The organism is Frigoribacterium sp. PhB160 (assembly GCF_003751785.1).
Classification (GTDB): Bacteria; Actinomycetota; Actinomycetes; order Actinomycetales; family Microbacteriaceae; genus Frigoribacterium.
In genome coordinates, this window is sequence record NZ_RKIE01000001.1 from 1,537,808 (window position 1) to 1,560,807 (window position 23,000).

The following is a 23,000-nucleotide window of genomic DNA, read 5'->3' on the forward strand; positions in this document are numbered from 1 at the left end:
CCGGAGCACCACGTGAGCCTGACCGACGAGACCGCCCCCCGCACGACCCCCGACGCGCCGAGGCTCCGCCTCTTCACGTCGGAGTCGGTCACCGAGGGCCACCCCGACAAGATCTGCGACCAGATCTCCGACGGCATCCTCGACGCCCTCCTCGCGGTCGACCCGGCCAGCCGGGTCGCGGTCGAGACGATGGTCACGACCGGGCTGGTGCACGTGGCGGGCGAGGTCACGACAAAGGGCTACGTCGACATCCCGACGATCGTCCGCGACCTCATCGTCGGCATCGGCTACGACTCGTCGGCGGTCAGCTTCGACGGCCGCACCTGCGGCGTCGAGGTCTCGATCGGGGCCCAGTCGCCCGACATCGCCCAGGGCGTCGACACCGCGCTCGAGGCGCGCGACGGGTCGAGCGTCGACGAGCTCGACCGCCTCGGCGCCGGCGACCAGGGCATCATGTTCGGCTACGCGACGAACGAGACCCCCCAGTACATGCCCATGCCCGTGTGGCTGGCGCACCGTCTCGCCGAGCGGCTCGCGCACGTGCGCAAGTCGGGCGTGCTCGACTACCTCCGGCCCGACGGCAAGACCCAGGTCACGGTGGGGTACGACGGCGTCGTGCCGAAGACGGTCGACACCGTCGTCGTGTCGACGCAGCACTCGCCGGCCGTGTCGAGCGCGCAGCTCGAGGCCGACGTCGTCGAGCACGTCGTCCGCCCGGTCCTCGACCAGGCCGGACTCGACTCGACGGCGACGCGGTTCATCATCAACCCGACCGGCCGCTTCGAGATCGGCGGCCCCCAGGGCGACGCCGGCCTGACCGGCCGCAAGATCATCGTCGACACCTACGGCGGGGCGAGCCGCCACGGCGGCGGCGCCTTCTCCGGCAAGGACCCGTCGAAGGTCGACCGCTCGGCCGCCTATGCGATGCGCTGGGTCGCCAAGAACGCGGTGGCGGCCGGGCTCGCCGACCGCATCGAGCTGCAGGTCGCGTACGCGATCGGCCGCGCGGCCCCGGTCGGCCTCTACGTCGAGACCTTCGGCACGGCGCACGTGCCCGAGCAGACGATCATCGACGCCGTCGGGCAGGTCTTCGACCTCCGCCCGGCCGCGATCATCCGCGACCTCGACCTGCTGCGACCGATCTACGCGGCGACGGCGACGTACGGCCACTTCGGTCGCGACCTGCCCGACTTCACGTGGGAGGCCCTCGACCGGGTCGACGCGCTCCGGGCCGCCGCGGGCCTCTGACCGACGCCCCGCTCGTGGTCCCGGTCGTGCCCGTCGACGCGACGAGTCCGCGCCTCGTGGCGCGCGTGCTCGTCGAGTCGCCGCTGCCGCAGCTCGACCGGCTCTTCGACTACGCCGTCCCCGACCGGCTCCGCGACGACGTCGCACCGGGGATCCGCGTCAAGGTCCCGCTGCGGTCGGCCGGGCGCATCGCCGACGGGTTCGTGGTCGAGCTCGTCGACAGCAGCGAGCACACGGGCCAGCTGAGCGAGGTCGACGACGTCGTCTCGACCGTCTCCGTCCTCGCGCCCGAGGTCTACACGCTGGCCCGGGCGGTGGCGGACCGGGCCGGCGGGTCGGTCAGCGACGTCGTCCGGCTCGCCGTCCCGCCGCGTCAGGCCCGGGTCGAGAAGGCCCACCTGGCCGCGCAGGCCGCCGCCGCGGCGCAGGAGGCGACCGCGTCGGGGGGCGGGGGCGACCTCGCGACCGACGCCGCGCCTCCTGATCGGGCGGAGGGCGCGTCCCTCGAGCCCGCGCCCGTCGAGGCCGTGCCGGTCGAGGGCTACCGGGCCGACGGCCTCGCCGACCTCGTCCCCGCCCGGGGCCGGGCCGCCGTCGACGCGATCCCGCTGCTCGTCGAGCTGCCGGGCGGCGCGTGGGTGGGCCGCTGGGCGGTCACGGCCGCCGAGCTCGCGACCGTCGCGCTGGCCGCGGGCGACGACGCCGTCGTGGCCGTCCCCGACTACCGCGACGAAGAGCAGGTGCTGCTCGCCCTCGCGGCGCTGCTGCCGGCCGACCGCATCGTGCGGCTCGACTCGCGCCAGTCCAACGCCGACCGGTACCGCGCGCTGCTCCGGGCCCGGGGCGACGACGCCGTGGTGCTCGTCGGCAACCGGTCGGTGCTGCTCGCGCCCTCGGCGAGGCTCGGCCTCGTCGTCGTCTTCGACGACGGCGACCCGCTCTTCTCCGAGCCGCTGAGCCCCTACGTGCACGCCCGCGACACGGCTCTCCTGCGGCAGTCCCTGCAGTCGACGGCGCTGGTCTTCCTCGGCCACACCCGCAGCACCGACGTGCAGCGGCTGGTCGAGATCGGCTTCCTCGCCGAGGTGCGACCCGACCCCCGGTACCAGCCGAAGGTCATCCCCACCTCGCAGCAGGCGGCCCGTGACGGCTTCGCGGCCCAGGCCCGCATCCCGTCGACCGCCTGGGGCGAGGCCCGGGCGGCGGTCGAGCACGGCCCCGTGCTCATCCAGGTCGCCCACCCGGGCTACGCGCCGCGCCTGGCCTGCACCGAGTGCGGCGACACCGCCCGGTGCACCCGGTGCGGCGGGCCGCTGGTGCAGCGCGCCCAGGGCGCCCAGCCCGCGTGTTCCTGGTGCGGCGCCCTCGCCGTCGGCTGGCGCTGCTCGACCTGCGAGGGCACCGCGATGAAGAGCGTCGGCACCGGGGCGTCCCGCACGGCCGACGAGCTGGGCAAGGCGTTCCCCGGGGTGCGCGTGATCGTCTCCGACGGGTCGAGGCAGGTGACCCACGTCGACGGCGAGCCCGCCATCGTGGTCGCGACCCGCGGCGCGGAGCCGATCGCGCCCGGCGGGTACCGTGCGGTGCTGCTCCTCGACGGCGAGCGGATGCTCGCGCGCGAGAGCCTGCGCGTGGCGGAGGACTGCCTCCGCTGGTGGGCCAACGCGGCGGCCCTCGCGGCCCGCCGCGCGCCCGTGGTCCTCGTCGGGGTCGGAGGAGCCATCGCCTCGGCCCTCGCCACGTGGGAGCTCGCCCGCTACGCGTCCGGCGAGCTCGCCGACCGCCGCGAGCTGCGCTTCCCGCCCGCGGTGCGGGTGGCGACGGTCACCGGCACCGTCGACACGGTCGCCTCCGCCCTCGACGCCCTGCCCGCCGAGGTCCGGCGCGAGACGCTCGGGCCGGTCGACGTGCCCGACGCCGGGGTGCGGGCGATCGTTCGCTTCGACTTCGCCCGCGGCCACGACGTGGCCCAGGTGCTCCGGTCGCAGGTCATCCGGGCGGCGACCGACCGCCGCAAGGCCGTCGGGGGTCGACGCCCCCGCGTCCTCCCTACACTCAGGGTGCGGTTCGACGACGTCGAGCCGTTCACCGACTGACCCTCCAGGAACCCCCGTGCGCCTCGTCTTCGCCGGCAGCCCCGCCGCCGCCCTCCCGTCACTCCTCGCCCTCGCCGCCGGCGAGCACGAGGTGGTCGCCGTCCTCACCCGCGACGACACGCCCCAGGGCCGACGTCGCGTGCTGACCCCGACGCCGGTCGCGGCGGAGGCCGAGCGCCTCGGCATCCCGGTGATCAAGACGCGACGCGTCACCGACGAGGTGGTCGCCCAGCTGACGGCGCTCGAGGCCGACCTCGGCGTCATCGTCGCGTTCGGCGCCCTCCTCCGCGAGCCGCTGCTCTCGGCGCCCCGCCTCGGCTGGGTCAACCTGCACTTCTCGCTCCTGCCGCGGTGGCGCGGGGCCGCCCCCGTGCAGCGCGCCCTCATGGCGGGCGACGCCGTGACCGGAGCCGCCGTCTTCCAGCTCGTGCCCTCCCTCGACGCGGGCGACGTGTTCGCCGCCCTCGAGCGCCCGCTCGACGGGACCGAGACCGCGGGCGAGCTCCTCGCCGAGCTGGCGTCGAGCGGAGCCGGGCTGCTCGCCGGGGTCGTCGACGACCTGGCCGCCGGCACCGCCGTGGCCGTCCCCCAGGTCGGCGAGGGCACCACGGCCCCCAAGCTCTCCCTCGACGACGGCGCCCTCGACCTCGCGCATCCGCTCGCCGAGGTGCTCGACCGCTGGCGGGGCACCACCCCCGAACCCGGCGCCCACGTCCCGTACGAGGGCGGCCGGCTCAAGGTGCTGGAGGCGCGGGCCGGCACCCCCGACGAGCCCGCCCTGGTGCCCGGCCGCGTCGAGCTCCGGGGCCGACGACTCGTCGTCGGCACCGGCACGTCGCCCCTCGAGCTCGTGCGGGTCCAGCCGCCGGGCAAGAAGCCCATGGCGGCGGGGGACTGGTGGCGGGGGCTCCCCGCGGGAGCCGCGCCGCGCCTCCTCGGGCCCTCGTCCGAGCCCGGGTCGCCGGACACCGCCGCGACCGCCACCGCACCGACCGAACCAGGAGCCCCCGCGTGAGCCGCGTCCAGCCCGCCCGCCAGATCGCCCTCGACGTCATCCGGGCGGTCGAGCACGACGACGCCTACGCGAACCTCCTCCTGCCGCCGCGCATCGTCCGCGCCCGGCTCGACCCGCAGGACGCGGGGCTCGCCACCGAGCTCACCTACGGCACCCTGCGCATGCGGGGCTACTACGACCGTGTGATCGCCCTCGCCGCGCGCCGGCCGACGACCGAGATCGACCCGGCGCTGCTCGACGTCCTGCGCCTGGGCGTGCACCAGCTGCTCTCGACCCGCGTCGCGGTCCACGCGGCCGTCGACGAGTCGGTCGAGCTGGCGCGCAGCGTCGGAGGCCGGGCCGGCACGGGCTTCGTCAACGGGGTGCTCCGCACCGTCTCGCGGTCGACGCGCGACGAGTGGCGCGAGCGCGTCCTGGCCGGGGCGACGAGCGACGACGACCGGCTCGCCGCCGAGTGGTCGCACCCCGAGTGGGTCGTCCGGGCCCTGCGGCAGTCCCTCGCGGCCGAGGGCCGGGCCGACGAGCTCGTCGACCTGCTGGCCGCCGACAACGAGGCGCCGCGGGTGAGCCTCGTGGCGCTGCCGGGCCTCGCCGAGGTCGGCGAGCTCGGCGCGCCGAGCGGTCGCGTGTCCCCGCTCGCGGCGACGAGCGGCGGGGGAGACCCGTCGCAGCAGCGAGCGGTCCGCGAGGGCCGCGCCCGCGTGCAGGACGAGGGTTCTCAGCTGGCCGCCCTGCTGCTGAGCCGCCACCACGAGGCCCGTCCGGGCGAGCGCTGGCTCGACATGTGCGCGGGCCCCGGCGGCAAGGCCGCCCTGCTCGGGGCCGAGGCGGCCCGGGTGGGCGCGACGCTCGTCGCCAACGAGCTGGTGCCCGCGCGCGCCGGTCTCGTCCGGCAGGCCCTCGAGGCGCTGCCCGGCGAGATCGAGGTGCGCGAGGGCGACGCCACGCGCTTCGGCACCGACGAGCCGGGCGCCTACGACCGCGTCCTCCTCGACGCGCCGTGCACCGGGCTCGGCGCTCTCCGTCGCCGACCGGAGGCCCGCTGGCGCAAGCAGCCCCGCGACGTGGGCGAGCTCACGCGCCTCCAGGCCGCGCTCTTCGCCAGCGCCCTCGACGCCCTCGCGCCCGGCGGCCTCCTGGCCTACGTCACCTGCTCGCCGCACGTCGCCGAGACGCGGGCGATCGTCGAGACCGGCACGGCCCGCCGCGACGACGTCGAGGTGCTCGACGCGGTCGCGACCGCCGACGAGGTGGCCCGGTCCGCCGTCGACCTCGCCTCGGGCCCGTACGTGCAGCTCTGGCCGCACCGCCACGGCACCGACGCCATGTTCGTGGCGCTCGTGCGGAAGTCCTAGGCTCGACGGGTGCCCGTTCGCATCAGCCCCAGCATCCTCTCGGCCGACTTCGCCAACCTCGAGCGCGACCTGCAGCGCATCGCCGACGCCGACCTCGTCCACGTCGACGTGATGGACGGGCACTTCGTGCCGAACCTCACGCTCGGCCTGCCCGTCGTCGAGCGCATCCAGCAGGTGAGCCCCGTGCCCCTCGACGTGCACCTGATGATCGACGACGCCGACCGGTGGGCGCCCCGCTACGCCGAGCTCGGCGCCTTCTCGGTGACGTTCTCGGCGGAGGCCGCGGCCGACCCCGTGGCCACGGCGAGGGCGATCCGCAGCAACGGGGCCCGCGCCTCCGTCGCGGTCAAGCCGGGCACCGACCTCGAGCCGTACCTCCAGACCCTCGACGCGTACGACATGATCCTCGTCATGACGGTCGAGCCGGGCTTCGGCGGGCAGTCGTTCATGCCCGAGACGATGCCCAAGCTGGCGCGGGCGCGCGACGCGGTCCGTGCCTCCGGCCTCGACGTCTGGCTCGAGGTCGACGGCGGCATCGGCCCCGACACGATCACGACGGCCGTCGAGAACGGGGCCGACACGATCGTCGCGGGCTCCGCCGTCTACGGCGGCGACCCGGCCGAGCGCATCGCGGCGCTGAGGGCCGCCGCGGCGACGGTACCCTTGTCGTCGTGAAGTCCTTCGACCAGCTGTTCTCCGAGCTCAGCGACAAGGCCCGTGACCGCCCCGAGGGCTCCGGCACCGTCGCCGAGCTCGACGCCGGGGTCCACCAGATCGGCAAGAAGATCGTGGAGGAGGCCGCCGAGGTGTGGATGGCCGCCGAGTACGAGGGCGACGTCGCCACGGCCGAAGAGATCTCGCAGCTGATCTACCACGTGCAGGTGCTGATGATCGCGAAGGGCCTGACGCCCGACGACGTGTGGCGACATCTCTGAGCCCGTCCCCGCCCTCCCCGTCGCGCGGGCCCCGCGCGACGAACGACAGCTCACCGCCCCCGGGCGGACCCAGATCGGACTGACCCAGACCATGCTCCGCGTCGCAGTGCCCAACAAGGGCTCCCTCAGCGAGACCGCCTCCGCCATGCTCGGCGAGGCCGGCTACACCGGCCGTCGCGACACCCGCACGCTCCACGTCGAGGACCCCCGCAACGGCGTCGAGTTCTTCTACCTCCGCCCGCGCGACATCGCGACCTACGTCGGCTCCGGCGCCCTCGACGTCGGCATCACGGGGCGCGACCTGCTGCTCGACTCGCACTCGCCGGCCCGCGAGGTGGCGGCGCTCGACTTCGGCGGCTCGACCTTCCGCTTTGCCGGCCCCGCGGGCCGCTTCGCCGACGTGCGCGACCTCGAGGGCGCCCGCGTCGCCACGAGCTACGCCGGCCTCGTCGGCTCCTTCCTCGACGAGCACGGCGTGAGCGCCACGCTCGTCGGCCTCGACGGGGCCGTCGAGAGCGCGGTCCGGCTCGGCGTCGCCGACGCGGTGGCCGACGTCGTCTCCACCGGTGCCACCCTCCGCGCCGCCGGCCTCGAGATCTTCGGCCCGGTCATCCTCGAGTCGACCGCCGTGCTCATCTCCTCCGAGACCGAGCCGGAGGGGCTCTCGGTGCTGCACCGGCGCCTCCAGGGCGTCCTCGTGGCCCGGCAGTACGTGCTCATGGACTACGACCTGCCGCTGTCGAAGCTCGACGCCGCGACCGCCGTCGCGCCGGGCATGGAGTCGCCGACGGTCTCGCCCCTGCACGACCCCGAGTGGGCCGCCGTCCGGGTCATGGTGCCGCGCAGCGACACCAACCAGGTGATGGACGCCCTCTACGACCTCGGCGCCCGCGCCATCCTCGTCAGCCCGATCCACGCCGCGAGGCTCTGACGTGACGGCCGCCGACAGCACGCTCGCCGTCCGCGTCGTCCCGTGCCTCGACGTCGCCGCCGGACGCGTGGTCAAGGGGGTCAACTTCCTCGACCTGCGCGACGCGGGCGACCCGGTCGAGCTCGCCCGCGCCTACTACGAGCAGGGCGCCGACGAGATCACCTTCCTCGACGTGACCGCCACGGTCGACGGGCGGGCGACGACCTACGACGTCGTCCGGGCGACGGCCGAGCAGGTCTTCATCCCGCTGACCGTCGGCGGGGGAGTCCGCAGCACCGACGACGTCGCCCGGCTGCAGGCCGCCGGTGCCGACAAGATCGGCGTCAACAGCGCCGCGATCGCCCGCCCCGACCTCGTCGGCGAGATCGCCGACCGATTCGGCGCCCAGGCGGTCGTCCTCTCCCTCGACGTCAAGCGGTCCCCGCGCACGCCGTCGGGCTTCGTCGTCACGACGCACGGCGGCCGCACCGAGACCGACCTCGACGCCGTCGCCTGGGCTCGCGAGGCCATCGAGCGCGGGGCGGGCGAGCTGCTCGTCAACTCGATCGACGCCGACGGCACGAAGCAGGGCTTCGACCTCGAGCTGGTCGCGCTCATGCGCGAGAACAGCCGGGTGCCCGTCATCGCCTCGGGAGGCGCGGGTGCGGTCGAGCACTTCGCCCCCGCCGTGCAGGCGGGCGCCGATGCCGTCCTCGCCGCGTCGGTCTTCCACAACGGCGAGCTCACCGTCGCCGACGTCAAGCGCGAGCTCGCCGCGTCCGGCGCCGTCGTCCGCCAGCCCCGGGAGCGCACCGCATGACCGAACCGCACCTGACCCGCGAGACGGCCGAGCCGGTCGTCGCCCGCGCCCGCTTCGACGCCGCCGGCCTCCTTCCCGCGATCGTCCAGGAGGAGGGCACGAAGGACGTCCTCATGATGGGCTGGATGGACGCGGAGGCGCTCCGTCGCACCCTGACGGAGGGCCGCGTCACCTTCTGGTCGCGCTCCCGGCAGGAGTACTGGCGGAAGGGCGACACGTCCGGCCACGCCCAGTTCGTGCGCGCCGCCGCGCTCGACTGCGACGACGACGTGCTGCTCGTCACGGTGGAGCAGATCGGCGCCGCCTGCCACACGGGCCTCCACAGCTGCTTCGAGGTGGGGCCGCTCCGCCCGGCCACCGCCTCCTCGTCCGACCCGGCGGGGGAGCCCGCCACGACCGCGACCTCGCCCGGTGCGGCGGCCACGGACGGAGGCGCCCGTGGCTGACCGCTCGTCCACCACGCGCGCCGCGTTCGACGGCCTCCTCGACGGCCACCGCGTCGTCCCCGTCGTCCGCGACCTCTTCGCCGACGGCGAGACCCCCGTCGGCATCTACCGCAAGCTCGCGGCGGGTCGGCCCGGCACGTTCCTGCTCGAGTCGGCGGGGCAGGGCGGCATCTGGTCGCGGTGGTCGTTCGTCGGGGTCTCGTCGTTCGGCGTCCTCACGACCGAGGGCGGCGACGTCCGGTGGATCGACCACGGCCTGTCGGCCGAGCGTGCCCTCGGCGGGGCCACCGGCCGTCCGCTCGAGGTGCTCTCCGCGCTCCACTCCCGCTGGGCGACGCCGCGCATCGAGGGTCTCCCGCCCCTCACGGGCGGGCTCGTCGGCTTCATCGGCTGGGAGGCCGTCCGCGAGCTCGAAGACCTGCCCGACGCGCCGCCGGCCGAGTTCACCGTGCCGTCGCAGGCCCTGAGCTTCGTCTCCGAGCTGGTGGCCCTCGACCACCGCACCGGCGCCGTCATGCTGATCGCGACCGTGCTGACGGACGGCGACGCCGACGCCGACGAACTCTGGGACGACGCGCAGCAGCGCCTCGACCGCCTGCAGTCGGCCCTGGCCGCGCCGAGCGAGACGTTCCTCTCCGACGTCGACCTCGCCGTCCCCCCGACGCCCGTGCGGCGCACGTCCGACGCCGAGTACGGGGCCGCGATCGAGCGCTCGAAGCAGTTCATCCGCGACGGCGACGTCTTCCAGGTCGTCGTCTCGCAGCGCTTCGACCACGAGGTCACCGCCGACGCGCTCGACGTCTACCGAGTCCTGCGGACGCTGAACCCCAGCCCGTACATGTACCTCGTGAGCCTCGCCGACGTCGACGGAGAGCCGTACCAGATCGTCGGCTCGTCGCCCGAGGCCCTCGTGAAGGTCGACGGCCGACGTGCCTTCACCCATCCCATCGCCGGCTCGAAGCCCCGCGGGGCGACCCCGGAGGAGGACGCCATCCTCGCCGACCAGCTGTCGAGCGACGAGAAGGAACGCGCCGAGCACCTCATGCTCGTCGACCTCGCCCGCAACGACCTGCTCAAGGTCTGCACGCCCGGCACCGTGGCGGTGACCGAGTTCATGCAGGTCGAGCGCTTCAGCCACATCATGCACCTCGTCTCGAGCGTCGAGGGCGACCTGGCCCCCGGCCGCGACGCCATCGACGCCTTCCGCGCGACCTTCCCGGCCGGCACGCTCTCGGGTGCGCCGAAGCCGCGGGCGCTCGAGATCATCGACGAGCTCGAGCCGGCCCAGCGCGGCGTCTACGGCGGGGTCGTCGGCTACTTCGACTTCGCCGGCTCGGCCGACGTCGCGATCGCCATCCGCACGGTGCTGCTCCAGGGCGGCGTCGCGCGGGTCCAGGCCGGGGCCGGCCTGGTCGCCGACAGCGACCCCGCCGCCGAGAACGAGGAGGCGCGCAACAAGGCCGCGGCCCCCCTCCGCGCCGTCGCCGTGGCGAACGCCATGACGAGGCTGCAGTGATGTCGGCCCGGCGGCTCAAGCTGGTCTCGATCCTCGCCGGGATCGTGCTGGCCGGCGCCGTCCTCCTCGCCTGGACCCAGCCCTGGTTCCGGCTGGTCGTCGAGTCGCCCCAGGGCGGCACCCTGCCGATCACGGCGGCCGGGGACGTCGCCGCGGCCCCGCTCTCCGCGCTCTCGCTCGCGAGCCTCGCGGCGATGGGCGCCCTGACGATCGCCGGCCGCGTCTTCCGCGTCGTGCTCGGGGCCCTGCAGGCCCTGCTCGGCGCGAGCGTCGCCCTCACGGCCGGCACCGCGCTCGGCGATCCCGTGCGCGCCGCGGGCAGCGCGGTGACCGACGCCACGGGCGTCGACGGCGCCGAGTCGCTGCAGGCCCTCGTCGACTCGTCGGCCGCCACCCCGTGGCCCTGGGTCGCCCTCGTGGTCGGCGTCCTGGCCGCCCTGCTGGGCGTCGCCGTCGTCGCCCTCGCCGGTGCCTGGCCGTCCTCGGGCCGCAAGTACTCGGCGGTCCGGCTCGAGCCGGCCGACCCGCGCTCCGACCCCGCCGCCGCCTGGGACAGCCTCTCCGGGGGCGACGACCCCACCGACGAGGGTCCGGTCGACCGCGGGCCGACCCGGTAGACTCCACGGGTCCCGTCTTGATCCAAGGAGCACCGTGAGCACGCAGACGAACGCCAGCACCGAGACCGCCGACGACCTCGGTCACGGCAACTCTCCCGCCGCCTGGGCGGCCGTGGTCATCATGCTGGTCGCCTTCGCCGTCGGCACCGTGGCCTTCTTCTTCGCGATCGCGTGGATCGTCTACGCCGCCGCGGGCCTCGTGCTCGTCGGCCTCGTCGTGGGCCTCGTCCTCAAGCGCGCCGGCTACGGCGTGGGCGGCCACCGCTACGTGCCGAAGGCGCACAACTAGGTGCTCGGCGACCTGTACGCGGGCGCCGTCGCCGATGCCGAGGCGCGCCGCGAGCTGCTCCCGTTCGCCGCGGTCGAGGCCGCGGCCCTCGACCGGGCCCCCGCCCTCGACGCCCGTGCGGCCCTCGCTCCTGCCGACCGGGTGAAGGTCATCGCCGAGGTGAAGCGGGCGAGCCCCTCACGAGGCGACCTGTCCGCCATCGCCGACCCCGCCTCCCTCGCCGCGTCCTACGCCGCGGGCGGCGCCAGCGCGATCAGCGTCCTGACGGAGGGCCGCCGGTTCAAGGGCTCGCTCGCCGACCTCGAGGCCGTGCGCGCGGCCGTCGACGTGCCGGTCCTCCGCAAGGACTTCATCAGCGACCCCTACCAGGTCTTCGAGGCCCGCGCCGCCGGCGCCGACCTCGTGCTGCTCATCGTCGCGGGGCTCGAGCAGGCCCGCCTCGTCGAGCTCCACGATCTCGTCCGCGCCCTCGGCATGACGGCCCTCGTCGAGACCCACTCGGCCGACGAGGTCGTCCGCGGCCTCGACGCGGGTGCCGAGGTGCTCGGCGTCAACGCACGCGACCTCAGCACCTTCGAGCTCGACCGCGACCTCTTCTCCCGCCTCGCCGACGGCATCCCGGCGGGCGTCACCCGCGTGGCCGAGAGCGCCGTGGCGTCCCCGGCCGACGTGGCCCACTACCGCCGGTCCGGTGCCGACGTCGTGCTCGTGGGCGAGGCCCTCGTCACGCACGGCGACCCCGTGTCCGCACTCACGAGCTTCCTGGAGGTCTGATGGCACTGCGCGACGAGACGGGGCCCTACTTCGGGTCCTTCGGCGGCCGCTTCGTCCCCGAGTCGCTGGTGGCGGCCCTCGACGAGCTCGACGCCGCCTACACGGCGGCGGCGACCGACCCCGAGTTCCAGGCCGAGCTGGCGGCGCTGCACGCGACCTACACGGGTCGTCCCTCGATCATCACCGAGGTCCCGCGTTTCGCCCAGCACGCGGGCGGCGCGCGCATCATCCTCAAGCGCGAAGACCTGAACCACACGGGCTCGCACAAGATCAACAACGTGCTCGGCCAGGCTCTCCTCGCCCGCAAGCTCGGCAAGACGCGCCTCATCGCCGAGACCGGTGCCGGGCAGCACGGCGTCGCGACCGCCACCGCCGCCGCGCTCTTCGGCATGGAGTGCGTCGTCTACATGGGCCAGGTCGACACCGAGCGCCAGGCGCTCAACGTCGCGCGGATGCGCCTCCTCGGCGCCGACGTCGTCTCGGTCACGACCGGGTCGCGCACGCTGAAGGACGCCATCAACGACGCCATGCGCGACTGGGTCGCCAGCGTCGACACGACGCACTACGTGCTCGGCACGGTCGCCGGCCCCCACCCGTTCCCGGCGATGGTGCGCGACTTCCACAAGATCATCGGCGAGGAGGCCCGCCGGCAGGTCCTCGAACTCACCGGCGCCCTGCCCGACGCCGTCGCGGCCTGCGTGGGCGGCGGCTCGAACGCCATGGGCATCTTCCACGCGTTCCTCGACGACCCGTCCGTCGAGCTGTACGGCTTCGAGGCCGGCGGCGACGGCGTCGAGACCGGGCGGCACGCCGCGTCGATCACCCTCGGCCGCATCGGCAACCTGCAGGGCACCAAGTCGTACCTGATGCAAGACGAGGACGGCCAGACCCTCGAGAGCCACTCCATCTCGGCGGGCCTCGACTACCCCAGCGTCGGACCCGAGCACGCCTGGCTCGCCGAGTCGGGCCGGGCGAAGTACGAACCCATCACCGACGCCGAGGCGATGGCCGCCTTCAAGCTGCTGACCCAGACCGAGGGCATCCTCCCCGCGATCGAGTCGGCGCACGCGCTGGCCGGGGCGATCAAGCTGGGCCAGCGTCGCCCCGACTCGACCATCCTCGTGTCCCTCAGCGGGCGCGGCGACAAGGACGTGGCGACGGCGAGCCGGTACTTCGGCGTCCTCGACGAGGAGGCGCAGCAGCTGTGACCGACACCGCCCCCGCCGCCGAGACCGGCAGCAAGGTCGCCGCGGCGATCCGCGCCCGCCGCGACGCCGGCAGCGGCGCCGTCATCGGCTACCTGCCCGTCGGCTTCCCCGACCTGCAGACCAGCATCGACGCCGCCGTGACCCTCGCCGAGAACGGCGTCGACGTCATCGAGCTCGGCGTGCCCTACTCCGACCCCGTCATGGACGGTCCGGTGATCCAGGCCGCCACGCAGCGCGCGCTGGCCGAGGGCTTCCGCGTGCGCGACGTCTTCACCGCCGTCCGCGAGATCACCTCGCGCACGACGGTGCCGGTCGTCGTGATGACGTACTGGAACCCGGTCGAGCAGTACGGGGTCCAGCGCTTCGCCGACGACCTCGCGGCCGCCGGGGGAGCCGGGCTGATCACGCCCGACCTCATCCCCGACGAGGCCGGCGCCTGGCTCGCCGCCTCCGAGGCCGCCGACCTCGACCGCGTCTTCCTGGCGGCTCCCTCGTCCAGCGACGCGCGCCTCCGGCAGTCCGTCGAGCGCAGCCGCGGCTTCGTGTACACCGTCTCGACGATGGGCATCACCGGTGCCCGTACCGACGTCGACTCGGCGGCGCACACGCTCGTCGACCGGCTGCGGGCGGCGGGCGTCGAGAACGCCTGCGTCGGTCTGGGCATCTCCACCGCGCAGCAGGTGCGCGAGGTGCTCGAGTACGCCGACGGCGCCATCATCGGCTCGGCCTTCGTCCGCGCGCTCGGCGAAGGCGGGCTCGTGAGGCTCGCCGAGGTCGCCGCCGACCTGTCGTCCGGCGCCGACGTCCGCGCGTGACGTCCGGCCCCCTCGCCGCCTCGCGCTAGAGTCGTCCCGCGCCGGTCCGCCGGTGCCTCCCGTTCCCCCTGAAAGGCGTCCCCGCCCGTGTCCGTTCTCCTGAGCATCCCGAGCCCGTCGGTCGACTGGCAGTTCTTCGACCTGACGAACTGGATCAACTCGACCTTCGGCGCCTCGCTGCCCGGTTCGCTCCGCATCCACGCGTACGCCATCTGCATCCTCGTCGGCATCGTCGCGGCGGCCGTCATCACGAACAGGCGACTCACGGCCCGCGGCGCCGAGAGCGGCGTCGTCATCGACGTCATGCTCTTCTGCGTGCCGCTCGGCATCGTCGGCGGGCGCTTCTTCCACGTCGTCACGCACCCCGGCGACTACTTCGCGGGTCAAGAGCTGTGGCACGTCGTCGCTATCTGGGAGGGCGGCCTCGCCATCTACGGCGCCCTGCTCTTCGGCGCGGTCGGCGTGTGGCTCGGCTGCCGCTACACCGGCCTGCGGTTCTCGGTCTTCGCCGACGCCCTGGCACCGGGCCTCCTCGTCGCACAGGCGTTCGGCCGTCTCGGCAACTGGTTCAACCACGAGCTGTTCGGACTGCCGACCGACCTGCCCTGGGGCCTCGAGATCGAGACCTCGAACCCGGCCTACCCGACGGGGCTCCCCGAGGGCACGCTGTTCCACCCCACCTTCCTCTACGAGATCGTCTGGATGCTCGCCGGCGTCGGCGTCCTCATGCTCGCCGAGCGCTCGGCCCGGCTCCAGTGGGGCAAGGCCCTCGCCTTCTACCTCGTCTGGTACGGCATCGGCCGCAGCGTCTTCGAGTCCATCCGCACCGACCCCAGCCTGCTGTTCCTCGGCATCCGCACCAACGTCTGGGCGTCGTTCGCGGCGATCGTCCTCGGCCTCGTCATCTGGTACCTCGCCTCGCGCCGCCACCCGGGCACCGTCCCCGGCGCGTACCTCCCGGGGCGGTCGCCGGCCGAGCGATCCGCTGAGGTACACTCGCACGACACGTACACGGACCACGACGAACCCGAGTCGGTCAGCGTCGGGGCATCGGACGACGAGACCGAGCCCGCGACGCGTCCCTGAACGTGACGGGCACCGTCGACGACGATGCCCCCGGCGACCACACCGCACGAGCCTCCGCCCCGGCGGCGGGCGACGGCGTCCTGCACGACCGCACCACCTCACGACCGCCACAAGCGGTCACGGGAACCTCCGCTGAGCAGCGGCCCCGGACGACACACCGTCCCGGGCGCCGAGGCCAGACGCTCGCCGCACCCGCGGCGGCCACCCCCGACCCGGGCCGACGACGTCCCGACTCGCCTTCGGACTTCTTCGTGAGGACGGATCCCATGGCTCTCACGCCAGCACACCAGCAGTTCAGCACCACCCCCGTGGCGCAGGGCCTCTACGACCCGCGCAACGAGAAGGACGCCTGTGGCCTCGCCATGGTGGCGACCCTCCGCGGCACGCCCGGGCACGACATCGTCGACGCCGCCCTGGGCGCGCTGCGCAACCTCGAGCACCGCGGCGCCATCGGCTCCGACGCCGGCACCGGCGACGGCGCGGGCATCCTCTGCCAGGTGCCGGACGCCTTCCTCCGCGCCGAGGTCGACTTCGAGCTGCCGGCGGCCGGCCAGTACGCCGTCGGCATCGCGTACCTCCCCACCGACGAGCAAGAACGCGCCGAGCAGAAGACCGGCATCGAGCGCATCGCCGACCTCGAGCAGCTCGACGTGCTGGGCTGGCGCGAGGTGCCCGTCCGCGCCGACGAGCTCGGCACCCTGGCCCGCGCCGCGATGCCGGCCTTCGAGCAGCTCTTCGTGCGCAGCCGTCACCGCGACGCCGCGGGCGAGCTCCTGTCGGGCGTCGCCCTAGACCGGCAGGCGTACCGCCTCCGAAAGCGCGCCGAGTCCAAGCTCTCCGCCTACTTCACGTCGCTCGGCAGCCGGACCATGGTCTACAAGGGCATGGTCACGACCCTGCAGCTCGAGCCGTTCTACCCCGACCTCAGCGACGAGCGCTTCGCCTCGAAGCTCGCGATCGTCCACTCCCGCTACTCCACGAACACGTTCCCGTCGTGGCCCCTCGCCCAGCCGTTCCGCATGATCGCGCACAACGGCGAGATCAACACCGTCCGCGGCAACCGCAACTGGATGCGCGCGCGCCAGTCGCAGCTCGAGTCCGAGCTCATCGGCGACCTCAAGCCCCTGCTCCCGATCGTGAGCCCGGGCGCCAGCGACTCGGCGTCGTTCGACGAGGTCGTCGAGCTGCTGAGCCTCACGGGCCGCTCGCTGCCGCACGCCATCATGATGATGGTGCCGGAGGCGTGGGAGAACCAGGTGGGCATCGACCAGGCCCAGCGCGACTTCTACGAGTACCACTCGATGCTCATGGAGGCGTGGGACGGCCCCGCCGCCATCACCTTCACCGACGGCTCCCTCGTCGGCGCGACGCTCGACCGCAACGGCCTGCGCCCCGGCCGCTACCTCGTCACCGACGACGGCCTCGTCGTGCTCGCCAGCGAGATCGGCGTGCTGCCCGACCTTGACCCCGCGAAGGTGGTCCGCAAGGGCCGCCTGCGTCCCGGCAAGATGTTCCTCGTCGACACCGACGCGGGCCGCATCATCGAGGACGACGAGATCAAGAGCGACCTCGCCGCCTCCGCGCCGTACGGCGAGTGGCTGGCCGAAGGACGCATCCACCTCTCCGACCTCCCCGAGCGCGAGCACATCGTGCACACGCCGGCGTCCGTGACCCGCCGCCAGCGGACCTTCGGCTACACGGAAGAAGAGGTGCGCATCCTCCTCGCCCCGATGGCGAAGACCGGGGCCGAGCCCCTCGGCGCCATGGGCAGCGACACGCCGATCGCGGTCCTGTCGGAGCGCCCGCGCCTCCTGTTCGACTACTTCACCCAACAGTTCGCGCAGGTGACGAACCCGCCGCTCGACTCCATCCGCGAGCAGGTCGTCACCTCGCTCGCCCTGGGCCTCGGCCCGGAGCGCAACCTCCTCGCGGCGACGCCGGAGCACGCACGGCAGGTAATCCTCGACTTCCCGGTCATCGACAACGACGAGCTGGCCAAGATCCAGCACATCGACCCGAGCCCGGGATCGCGCCTGACGAGCACGATCCGCGGCCTGTACCGCGCCGACAAGGGCCCCCGAGCCCTCGAGAAGCGCATCGCGGCGATGTGCAACGAGGTCGACGACGCCATCGAGGCGGGCGCCGAGTTCATCGTGCTCTCCGACCGCGACTCGAATCGCGACTTCGCCCCCGTGCCGTCGCTGCTCATGGTCGCGGCCGTCCACCACCACCTGATCCGCACCGAGAAGCGGATGAAGGTCGGGCTCATCATCGAGGCGGGCGACGTCCGCGAGGTGCACCACGTGGCCACGCTGATCGGCTACGGCGCCTCGGCGATCAACCCGTACCTCGCCATGGAGACCTGCGAGAACCTCGTGCGCTCCGGCATGATCACGGGCATCTCTCCCGAAGACGCCGTCCACAACCTGATCAAGGCGCTCGGCAAGGGCGTCCTCAAGATCATGTCGAAGATGGGCATCTCGACGGTGTCGAGCTACGCGGCCGCCCAGGCCTTCGAGGCCGTCGGGCTCAGCCACGAGTTCGTCGACACGTACTTCACGGGCACCTCGACGATGCTCGGAGGCGTCGGCATCGACGTGGTGGCGGCCGAGAACCTCGACCGGCACACGAGCGCGTACCCGACCGACGGCTCGGTCGTCGCGCACGAGCGCCTCGCGACCGGCGGCGAGTACCAGTGGCGCCGCGAGGGTCCCCGCCACCTGTTCAACCCCGAGACGGTCTTCCGCCTGCAGCACGCGACGCGCACGCGCCGGTACGACATCTTCCGCGAGTACACGAAGCTCGTCGACGACCAGGCCGAGGACCTCATGACCCTCCGCGGGCTCTTCACCTTCAAGCACGGGGTCCGTCCGCCGGTGCCCCTCGACGAGGTCGAGCCGATCGAGGCGATCGTCAAGCGCTTCTCCACCGGGGCCATGAGCTACGGCTCGATCTCGAAGGAGGCGCACGAGACCCTCGCGATCGCCATGAACCGACTGGGCGGCAAGTCCAACACGGGCGAGGGCGGCGAGGACGTCGACCGGCTGCTCGACCCCGAGCGTCGCAGCGCCGTCAAGCAGGTCGCGAGCGGCCGGTTCGGCGTCACGAGCATGTACCTGACCCACGCCACCGACATCCAGCTCAAGATGGCGCAGGGCGCCAAGCCCGGCGAGGGCGGCCAGCTACCGCCCACGAAGGTCTACCCCTGGGTCGCCCGCACGCGGCACGCCACCCCCGGCGTCGGCCTCATCTCGCCCCCGCCGCACCACGACATCTACTCGATCGAGGACCTCAAGCAGCTGATCTTCGACGTCAAGCGGGCCAACCCGTCCGCGCGCGTGCACGTCAAGCTCGTGAGCCAGTCGGGCATCGGCGCGGTCGCGGCCGGCGTGACCAAGGCACTCGCCGACGTCGTGCTCGTCTCCGGCCACGACGGCGGGACGGGCGCCAGCCCGCTCAATTCGCTCAAGCACGCGGGCACCCCGTGGGAGATCGGCCTCGCCGAGACCCAGCAGACGCTCATGCTCAACGGCATGCGCGACCGGGTCGTCGTCCAGGTCGACGGCCAGATGAAGACGGGACGAGACGTGGTCATCGCCGCGCTCCTCGGCGGGGAGGAGTTCGGCTTCGCCACCGCGCCCCTGATCGTCGAGGGCTGCATCATGATGCGGGTCTGCCACCTCGACACCTGCCCCGTGGGCGTCGCGACGCAGAACCCGGAGCTGCGCGCGCGCTTCTCGGGCAAGCCCGAGTTCGTCGTCAACTTCTTCGAGTTCCTCGCCCAGGAGGTGCGCGAGATACTCGCCTCCCTTGGCTTCCGCAGCCTCGACGAGGCGATCGGTCGCAACGACGTCCTCGACGTCGACCGGGCGGTCGACCACTGGAAGGCCTCCGGGCTCGACCTGGCTCCCGTGCTGGTCGGACCGGCGTTCGGCGACGACGAGCCGCGCCGCAACCTGCGCCCGCAGGAGCACGACCTCGAGTCGCACTTCGACGTGCGCCTCATCCGCGAGAGCGCCGACGTGCTCGAGAACGGCGGTCGCGTCGAGCTGGCGCACACCGTCCGCAACACGGAACGCGCCGTCGGCACGATGCTCGGCCACGAGGTGACGGTCCGTCACGGCGAGCACGGCCTGCCGGCGGGCAGCATCGACGTGACCCTCACGGGGTCGGCCGGGCAGTCGTTCGGGGCGTTCCTGCCGGCGGGCATCACGCTCCGCCTCGTGGGCGACAGCAACGACTACGTCGGCAAGGGCCTCTCGGGCGGCGCCATCGTCGTGCGGCCGCACCCGTCGAGCACGTTCCCCGCCGAGGAGAACGTCATCGCGGGCAACGTGATCGGCTACGGCGCGACCCAGGGCAGCATGTTCATCCGCGGCATCGTGGGGGAGCGCTTCCTGGTCCGCAACTCGGGCGCCAGCGCCGTCGTGGAGGGCGTGGGCGACCACGCGCTCGAGTACATGACGGGCGGCCTGGCCGTCATCATCGGCAACACGGGACGCAACCTCGGCGCCGGCATGTCGGGCGGCACCGCCTACGTGCACCGCCTGCGCCCCGAGCGGGTCAACGCCGAGGCACTGGCCTCGGGCGAGCTCGAGCTCCACGAGCTCGGCAGCGCCGACGTCGAGATCGTGTCCGACCTGCTCACGCGGCACCACGCCGAGACGGGCTCGCCCGTGGCGGAGCGCCTGCTCGCGGACCTCGAGACGACCGTCTCCGAGTTCGTCAAGGTGCTGCCCCGCGACTACGCCGCCGTCCTCGCCACCCGGCAGACGGCCGTCGACGAGGGTCTCGACCCCGATGGCGACGAAGCATGGAAGAGGATCCTGGAGGTGACCGGTGGCTGATCCCAAGGGATTCCTGAAGACGCAGGAGCGCGAGCTCCCGAAGCGTCGACCCGTGTCGGTGCGGCTGATGGACTGGAAGGAGGTCTACGAGCAGCAGCAGAGCGGCGAGCTCAAGCGACAGGCGGGCCGCTGCATGGACTGCGGCGTGCCCTTCTGCCACCAGGGCTGCCCCCTCGGCAACCTCATCCCCGAGTGGAACGACCTCACCTGGCGCGACGAGGGACGCCAGGCCAGCGAGCGCCTGCACGCGACGAACAACTTCCCCGAGTTCACCGGACGCCTCTGCCCGGCGCCCTGCGAGTCGTCGTGCGTGCTCGGCATCAACCAGCCGCCGGTGACCATCAAGCAGGTCGAGGTCTCGATCATCGACGCGGCGTTCCAGAACGGCTGGGTCACGCCGCACCCGCCGGAGCGCCTCACCGGCAAGACGGTCGCCGTCGTGGGCTCCGGCCCCGCCGGCCTCGCCGCCGCTCAGCAGCTCACCCGGGCCGGCCACACGGTGGCCGTCTACGAGCGGGAGGACCGCATCGGCGGCCTGCTCCGGTACGGCATCCCCGACTTCAAGATGGAGAAGAAGCAGATCGAGCAGCGCCTCGCGCAGATGACGGCCGAGGGCACCCGCTTCCGTGCCGGCGTCGAGATCGGCCGCGACATCGCCTGGGACGACCTCCGCGCACGCTACGACGCCGTCGTGGTCGCCACGGGCGCCACCGTGCCGCGCGACCTGCCCGTGCCCGGGCGCGACCTGTCGGGCGTGCACTTCGCGATGGACTACCTCGTGCAGCAGAACAAGGCCGGCGCCGGCGACAGGGTCGACGACCAGATCTCGGCCGAGGGCAAGCACGTCGTCGTCCTCGGCGGCGGCGACACCGGCGCCGACTGCATCGGCACGGCCCACCGCCAGGGCGCGCTCTCCGTCATCAACCTGGCGATCGGGCAGCAGCCCCCGACCGAGCGTCCGGAGTCGCAGCCCTGGCCCATGGCACCGACGGTCTTCGAGGTCGCCAGCGCCCACGAGGAGGGCGGGGAGCGCGTCTTCCTGGCCTCCACCGTCGAGTTCCTCCGCAACGAGGTCGGCGAGGTCCGCGCCGTCCGGGTCGCCGAGACCGAGTACCTCGACGGGCGCCGCGTCCCGAAGAGCGGCACCGAGCGCGAGGTGCCCGCCGACCTCGTCCTCCTGGCCCTCGGCTTCACGGGTCCCGAGCGCGACGAGCTCGAGGCGCAGCTGCGCCTCCCGTTCGACGCGAAGGGCAACCTCGAGCGCGACGCGAAGTACCAGACGACCGAGCCCGGGGTCTTCGTGACGGGCGACGCCGGCCGCGGCCAGTCGCTCATCGTCTGGGCCATCGCGGAGGGCCGGGCGACCGCCTCGGCCGTCGACGCCTACCTCGAGGGCACCACCGTGCTGCCCTTCCCGGTCAAGCCCACCGATCGGCCGATTTCGGTCTGACCGGCTCCACGGCGGGAATAGGGTGGGGGGACGGGCCGCATCGTCCCCTCACCTCCCCACGAGTAAGGAACACATGAGACGCGCAAAGATCGTCGCCACCCTCGGGCCGGCGACGTCGAGCTACGAGAACATCCGAGCCATCATCGACGCCGGCGTCGACGTGGCCCGCATGAACCTCAGCCACGGCAGCTACGACGTGCACGAGGCCGTGTACGCGAACGTCCGTCAGGCCGCCGACGACGCGGGTCGCCCCGTCGCCGTGCTCGTCGACCTCCAGGGCCCCAAGATCCGCCTCGGCAAGTTCGCCGACGGCCCCCACGACCTCGCCGTCGGCGACGTGTTCAAGATCACGGTCGACGACATCCTCGGCACGAAGGAGATCTGCGGCACGACCTTCAAGGGCCTGCCCCACGACGTCGCGCCCGGCGACCCCCTCCTCATCGACGACGGTCGCGTGAAGCTCCGCGTCCTCTCGACCGACGGCACCGTCGTGACGACCGAGGTCGTCGTGGCCGGCACGGTCTCGAACAACAAGGGCATCAACCTCCCCGGCGTGGCCGTCAACGTGCCCGCCCTTTCCGAGAAGGACGAGACAGACCTCCGCTGGGGCCTCGCCCTGGGCGCCGACCTCATCGCGCTGTCGTTCGTCCGCGACGCCGACGACGTCACCCGCGTCCACGAGATCATGGCCGAGGCCGGGCGCCGCGTGCCCGTCATCGCCAAGATCGAGAAGCCCCAGGCCGTCGACAACCTCGAGGCCATCATCGACGCCTTCGACGGCATCATGGTCGCCCGCGGCGACCTCGGCGTCGAGCTGCCCCTCGAGGCGGTCCCGATCGTCCAGAAGCACGCGGTCGAGCTCTCCCGCCGCATGGCGAAGCCCGTCATCGTGGCGACCCAGATGCTCGAGTCGATGATCTCCAGCCCCATCCCGACCCGTGCCGAGACGTCCGACGTCGCCAACGCCGTGCTCGACGGCGCCGACGCGGTCATGCTCTCGGGCGAGACCAGCGTGGGCGAGTACCCGGTCATCACGGTGCAGACCATGGCCCGGATCGTCGCCTCAACCGAAGAGCACGGCCTGGAGCGCATCCCCCCGCTCGGCACCAAGCCCCGGACGCAGGGCGGCGCCATCACCCTCGCCGCCGCCGACGTGGCCGACTTCGTCCAGGCGAAGTTCCTCTGCGTGTTCACCGAGTCGGGCGACTCCGTCCGACGCATGTCGCGCCTCCGGCACTCGATCCCGATCCTCGCGTTCTCGCCGAACGAGGCGACCCGTCGGCGCATGGCGCTGAGCTGGGGCGTCCAGTCGTTCCTCGTCGAGAACGTGACCCACACGGACGCGATGTTCGAGCAGGTCGACGACATCCTCCTGGGCAACGACCTCGCGAAGGCCGGCGAGAAGGTCATCGTCATCGCCGGGTCCCCTCCCGGCATCGCCGGGTCGACGAACGACCTGCGCGTGCACCGCGTCGGCGACGCGCACGGCGAGGCGGCCCCCGCCTACGCCAGCACGTCGTAGCGCACGCCGACCCGCGACTCGCCTCACGACGGCCCGAGCCCGACCACCACG

19 protein-coding genes are annotated in these 23,000 nt (G+C 73.3%); all 19 read left to right on the forward strand.

Annotation, left to right across the window (positions count from 1 at the left end):
- Positions 1-18: 18 nt before the first annotated feature.
- The 19 genes from metK to pyk all read left to right on the forward strand — a co-directional run bounded on the left by metK (position 19) and on the right by pyk (position 22,949).
- A complete protein-coding gene (metK, locus tag EDF38_RS07305; RefSeq protein WP_123355089.1) occupies positions 19-1,248 on the forward strand; it encodes a methionine adenosyltransferase in 1,230 nt (409 codons plus the stop codon).
- Positions 1,249-1,274: 26 nt separating this feature from the next.
- The gene (locus EDF38_RS07310; RefSeq protein WP_233572292.1) at positions 1,275-3,344 is read left to right on the forward strand and encodes a primosomal protein N'; all 2,070 of its coding nucleotides are present in this window, start codon (positions 1,275-1,277) and stop codon (positions 3,342-3,344) included.
- Between the two features lie 16 nt (positions 3,345-3,360).
- Positions 3,361-4,359: a methionyl-tRNA formyltransferase gene (gene fmt, locus EDF38_RS07315; protein ID WP_123354632.1), complete on the forward strand. Its 999-nt coding sequence runs from the start codon at positions 3,361-3,363 to the stop codon at positions 4,357-4,359.
- Positions 4,356-5,714, forward strand: a complete 1,359-nt coding sequence (locus EDF38_RS07320; protein WP_123354633.1) for an RsmB/NOP family class I SAM-dependent RNA methyltransferase — start codon at positions 4,356-4,358, stop codon at positions 5,712-5,714. The genes fmt and EDF38_RS07320 overlap by 4 nt, the downstream gene beginning before the upstream one ends.
- Before the next feature lie 9 nt (positions 5,715-5,723).
- Positions 5,724-6,389: a ribulose-phosphate 3-epimerase gene (gene rpe, locus EDF38_RS07325; protein WP_123354634.1), complete on the forward strand. Its 666-nt coding sequence runs from the start codon at positions 5,724-5,726 to the stop codon at positions 6,387-6,389.
- Positions 6,386-6,649 carry a phosphoribosyl-ATP diphosphatase gene (locus tag EDF38_RS07330; RefSeq protein WP_123354635.1) on the forward strand — a complete coding sequence of 88 codons (264 nt, stop codon included), beginning with the start codon at positions 6,386-6,388 and terminating at the stop codon, positions 6,647-6,649. The genes rpe and EDF38_RS07330 overlap by 4 nt, the downstream gene beginning before the upstream one ends.
- A 91-nt stretch (positions 6,650-6,740) precedes the next feature.
- Positions 6,741-7,580 carry an ATP phosphoribosyltransferase gene (gene hisG / locus EDF38_RS07335; RefSeq protein WP_123354636.1) on the forward strand — a complete coding sequence of 280 codons (840 nt, stop codon included), beginning with the start codon at positions 6,741-6,743 and terminating at the stop codon, positions 7,578-7,580.
- A gap of 1 nt (position 7,581) precedes the next feature.
- Entirely contained in the window at positions 7,582-8,379 is a 798-nt protein-coding gene (gene hisF / locus EDF38_RS07340; protein ID WP_123354637.1) for an imidazole glycerol phosphate synthase subunit HisF, read from the forward strand.
- Positions 8,376-8,825: a phosphoribosyl-AMP cyclohydrolase gene (gene hisI / locus EDF38_RS07345; RefSeq protein WP_123354638.1), complete on the forward strand. Its 450-nt coding sequence runs from the start codon at positions 8,376-8,378 to the stop codon at positions 8,823-8,825. Before hisF ends, hisI begins: the two co-directional genes overlap by 4 nt.
- Positions 8,818-10,341, forward strand: a complete 1,524-nt coding sequence (locus EDF38_RS07350; RefSeq protein ID WP_123355091.1) for an anthranilate synthase component I — start codon at positions 8,818-8,820, stop codon at positions 10,339-10,341. The genes hisI and EDF38_RS07350 overlap by 8 nt, the downstream gene beginning before the upstream one ends.
- Positions 10,341-10,958, forward strand: coding sequence for a Trp biosynthesis-associated membrane protein (locus EDF38_RS07355; protein ID WP_123354639.1), 618 nt, complete (start codon positions 10,341-10,343; stop codon positions 10,956-10,958). Before EDF38_RS07350 ends, EDF38_RS07355 begins: the two co-directional genes overlap by 1 nt.
- Before the next feature lie 34 nt (positions 10,959-10,992).
- Positions 10,993-11,247 carry a DUF6704 family protein gene (locus EDF38_RS07360; protein WP_123354640.1) on the forward strand — a complete coding sequence of 85 codons (255 nt, stop codon included), beginning with the start codon at positions 10,993-10,995 and terminating at the stop codon, positions 11,245-11,247.
- Positions 11,248-12,021 carry an indole-3-glycerol phosphate synthase TrpC gene (gene trpC / locus EDF38_RS07365; protein WP_123354641.1) on the forward strand — a complete coding sequence of 258 codons (774 nt, stop codon included), beginning with the start codon at positions 11,248-11,250 and terminating at the stop codon, positions 12,019-12,021.
- Positions 12,021-13,229, forward strand: coding sequence for a tryptophan synthase subunit beta (trpB, locus tag EDF38_RS07370; RefSeq protein ID WP_123354642.1), 1,209 nt, complete (start codon positions 12,021-12,023; stop codon positions 13,227-13,229). The genes trpC and trpB overlap by 1 nt, the downstream gene beginning before the upstream one ends.
- Positions 13,226-14,044: a tryptophan synthase subunit alpha gene (gene trpA / locus EDF38_RS07375; RefSeq protein ID WP_123354643.1), complete on the forward strand. Its 819-nt coding sequence runs from the start codon at positions 13,226-13,228 to the stop codon at positions 14,042-14,044. Before trpB ends, trpA begins: the two co-directional genes overlap by 4 nt.
- Before the next feature lie 87 nt (positions 14,045-14,131).
- Positions 14,132-15,130 carry a prolipoprotein diacylglyceryl transferase gene (gene lgt, locus EDF38_RS07380; protein WP_370275599.1) on the forward strand — a complete coding sequence of 333 codons (999 nt, stop codon included), beginning with the start codon at positions 14,132-14,134 and terminating at the stop codon, positions 15,128-15,130.
- 266 nt (positions 15,131-15,396) lie between these two features.
- The gene (gltB, locus tag EDF38_RS07385; RefSeq protein ID WP_123354644.1) at positions 15,397-19,977 is read left to right on the forward strand and encodes a glutamate synthase large subunit; all 4,581 of its coding nucleotides are present in this window, start codon (positions 15,397-15,399) and stop codon (positions 19,975-19,977) included.
- Positions 19,970-21,427, forward strand: a complete 1,458-nt coding sequence (locus EDF38_RS07390) for a glutamate synthase subunit beta (RefSeq protein WP_123354645.1) — start codon at positions 19,970-19,972, stop codon at positions 21,425-21,427. Before gltB ends, EDF38_RS07390 begins: the two co-directional genes overlap by 8 nt.
- Positions 21,428-21,500: 73 nt before the next feature.
- Positions 21,501-22,949 (forward strand): pyruvate kinase, encoded by a 1,449-nt coding sequence (gene pyk, locus EDF38_RS07395; protein WP_123354646.1) that lies wholly within the window; start codon positions 21,501-21,503, stop codon positions 22,947-22,949.
- Positions 22,950-23,000: the final 51 nt, after the last annotated feature.

Excerpts from the sequence above, each read along its gene's own strand:
- hisG (WP_123354636.1), top strand. The coding sequence starts at position 6,741 with ATGCTCCGCGTCGCAGTGCCCAACAAGGGCTCCCTCAGCGAGACCGCC.
- pyk (WP_123354646.1), top strand. The coding sequence starts at position 21,501 with ATGAGACGCGCAAAGATCGTCGCCACCCTCGGGCCGGCGACGTCGAGC.
- hisI (WP_123354638.1), top strand. The coding sequence starts at position 8,376 with ATGACCGAACCGCACCTGACCCGCGAGACGGCCGAGCCGGTCGTCGCC.
- gltB (WP_123354644.1), top strand. The coding sequence starts at position 15,397 with ATGGCTCTCACGCCAGCACACCAGCAGTTCAGCACCACCCCCGTGGCG.
- EDF38_RS07355 (WP_123354639.1), top strand. The coding sequence starts at position 10,341 with ATGTCGGCCCGGCGGCTCAAGCTGGTCTCGATCCTCGCCGGGATCGTG.
- trpB (WP_123354642.1), top strand. The coding sequence starts at position 12,021 with ATGGCACTGCGCGACGAGACGGGGCCCTACTTCGGGTCCTTCGGCGGC.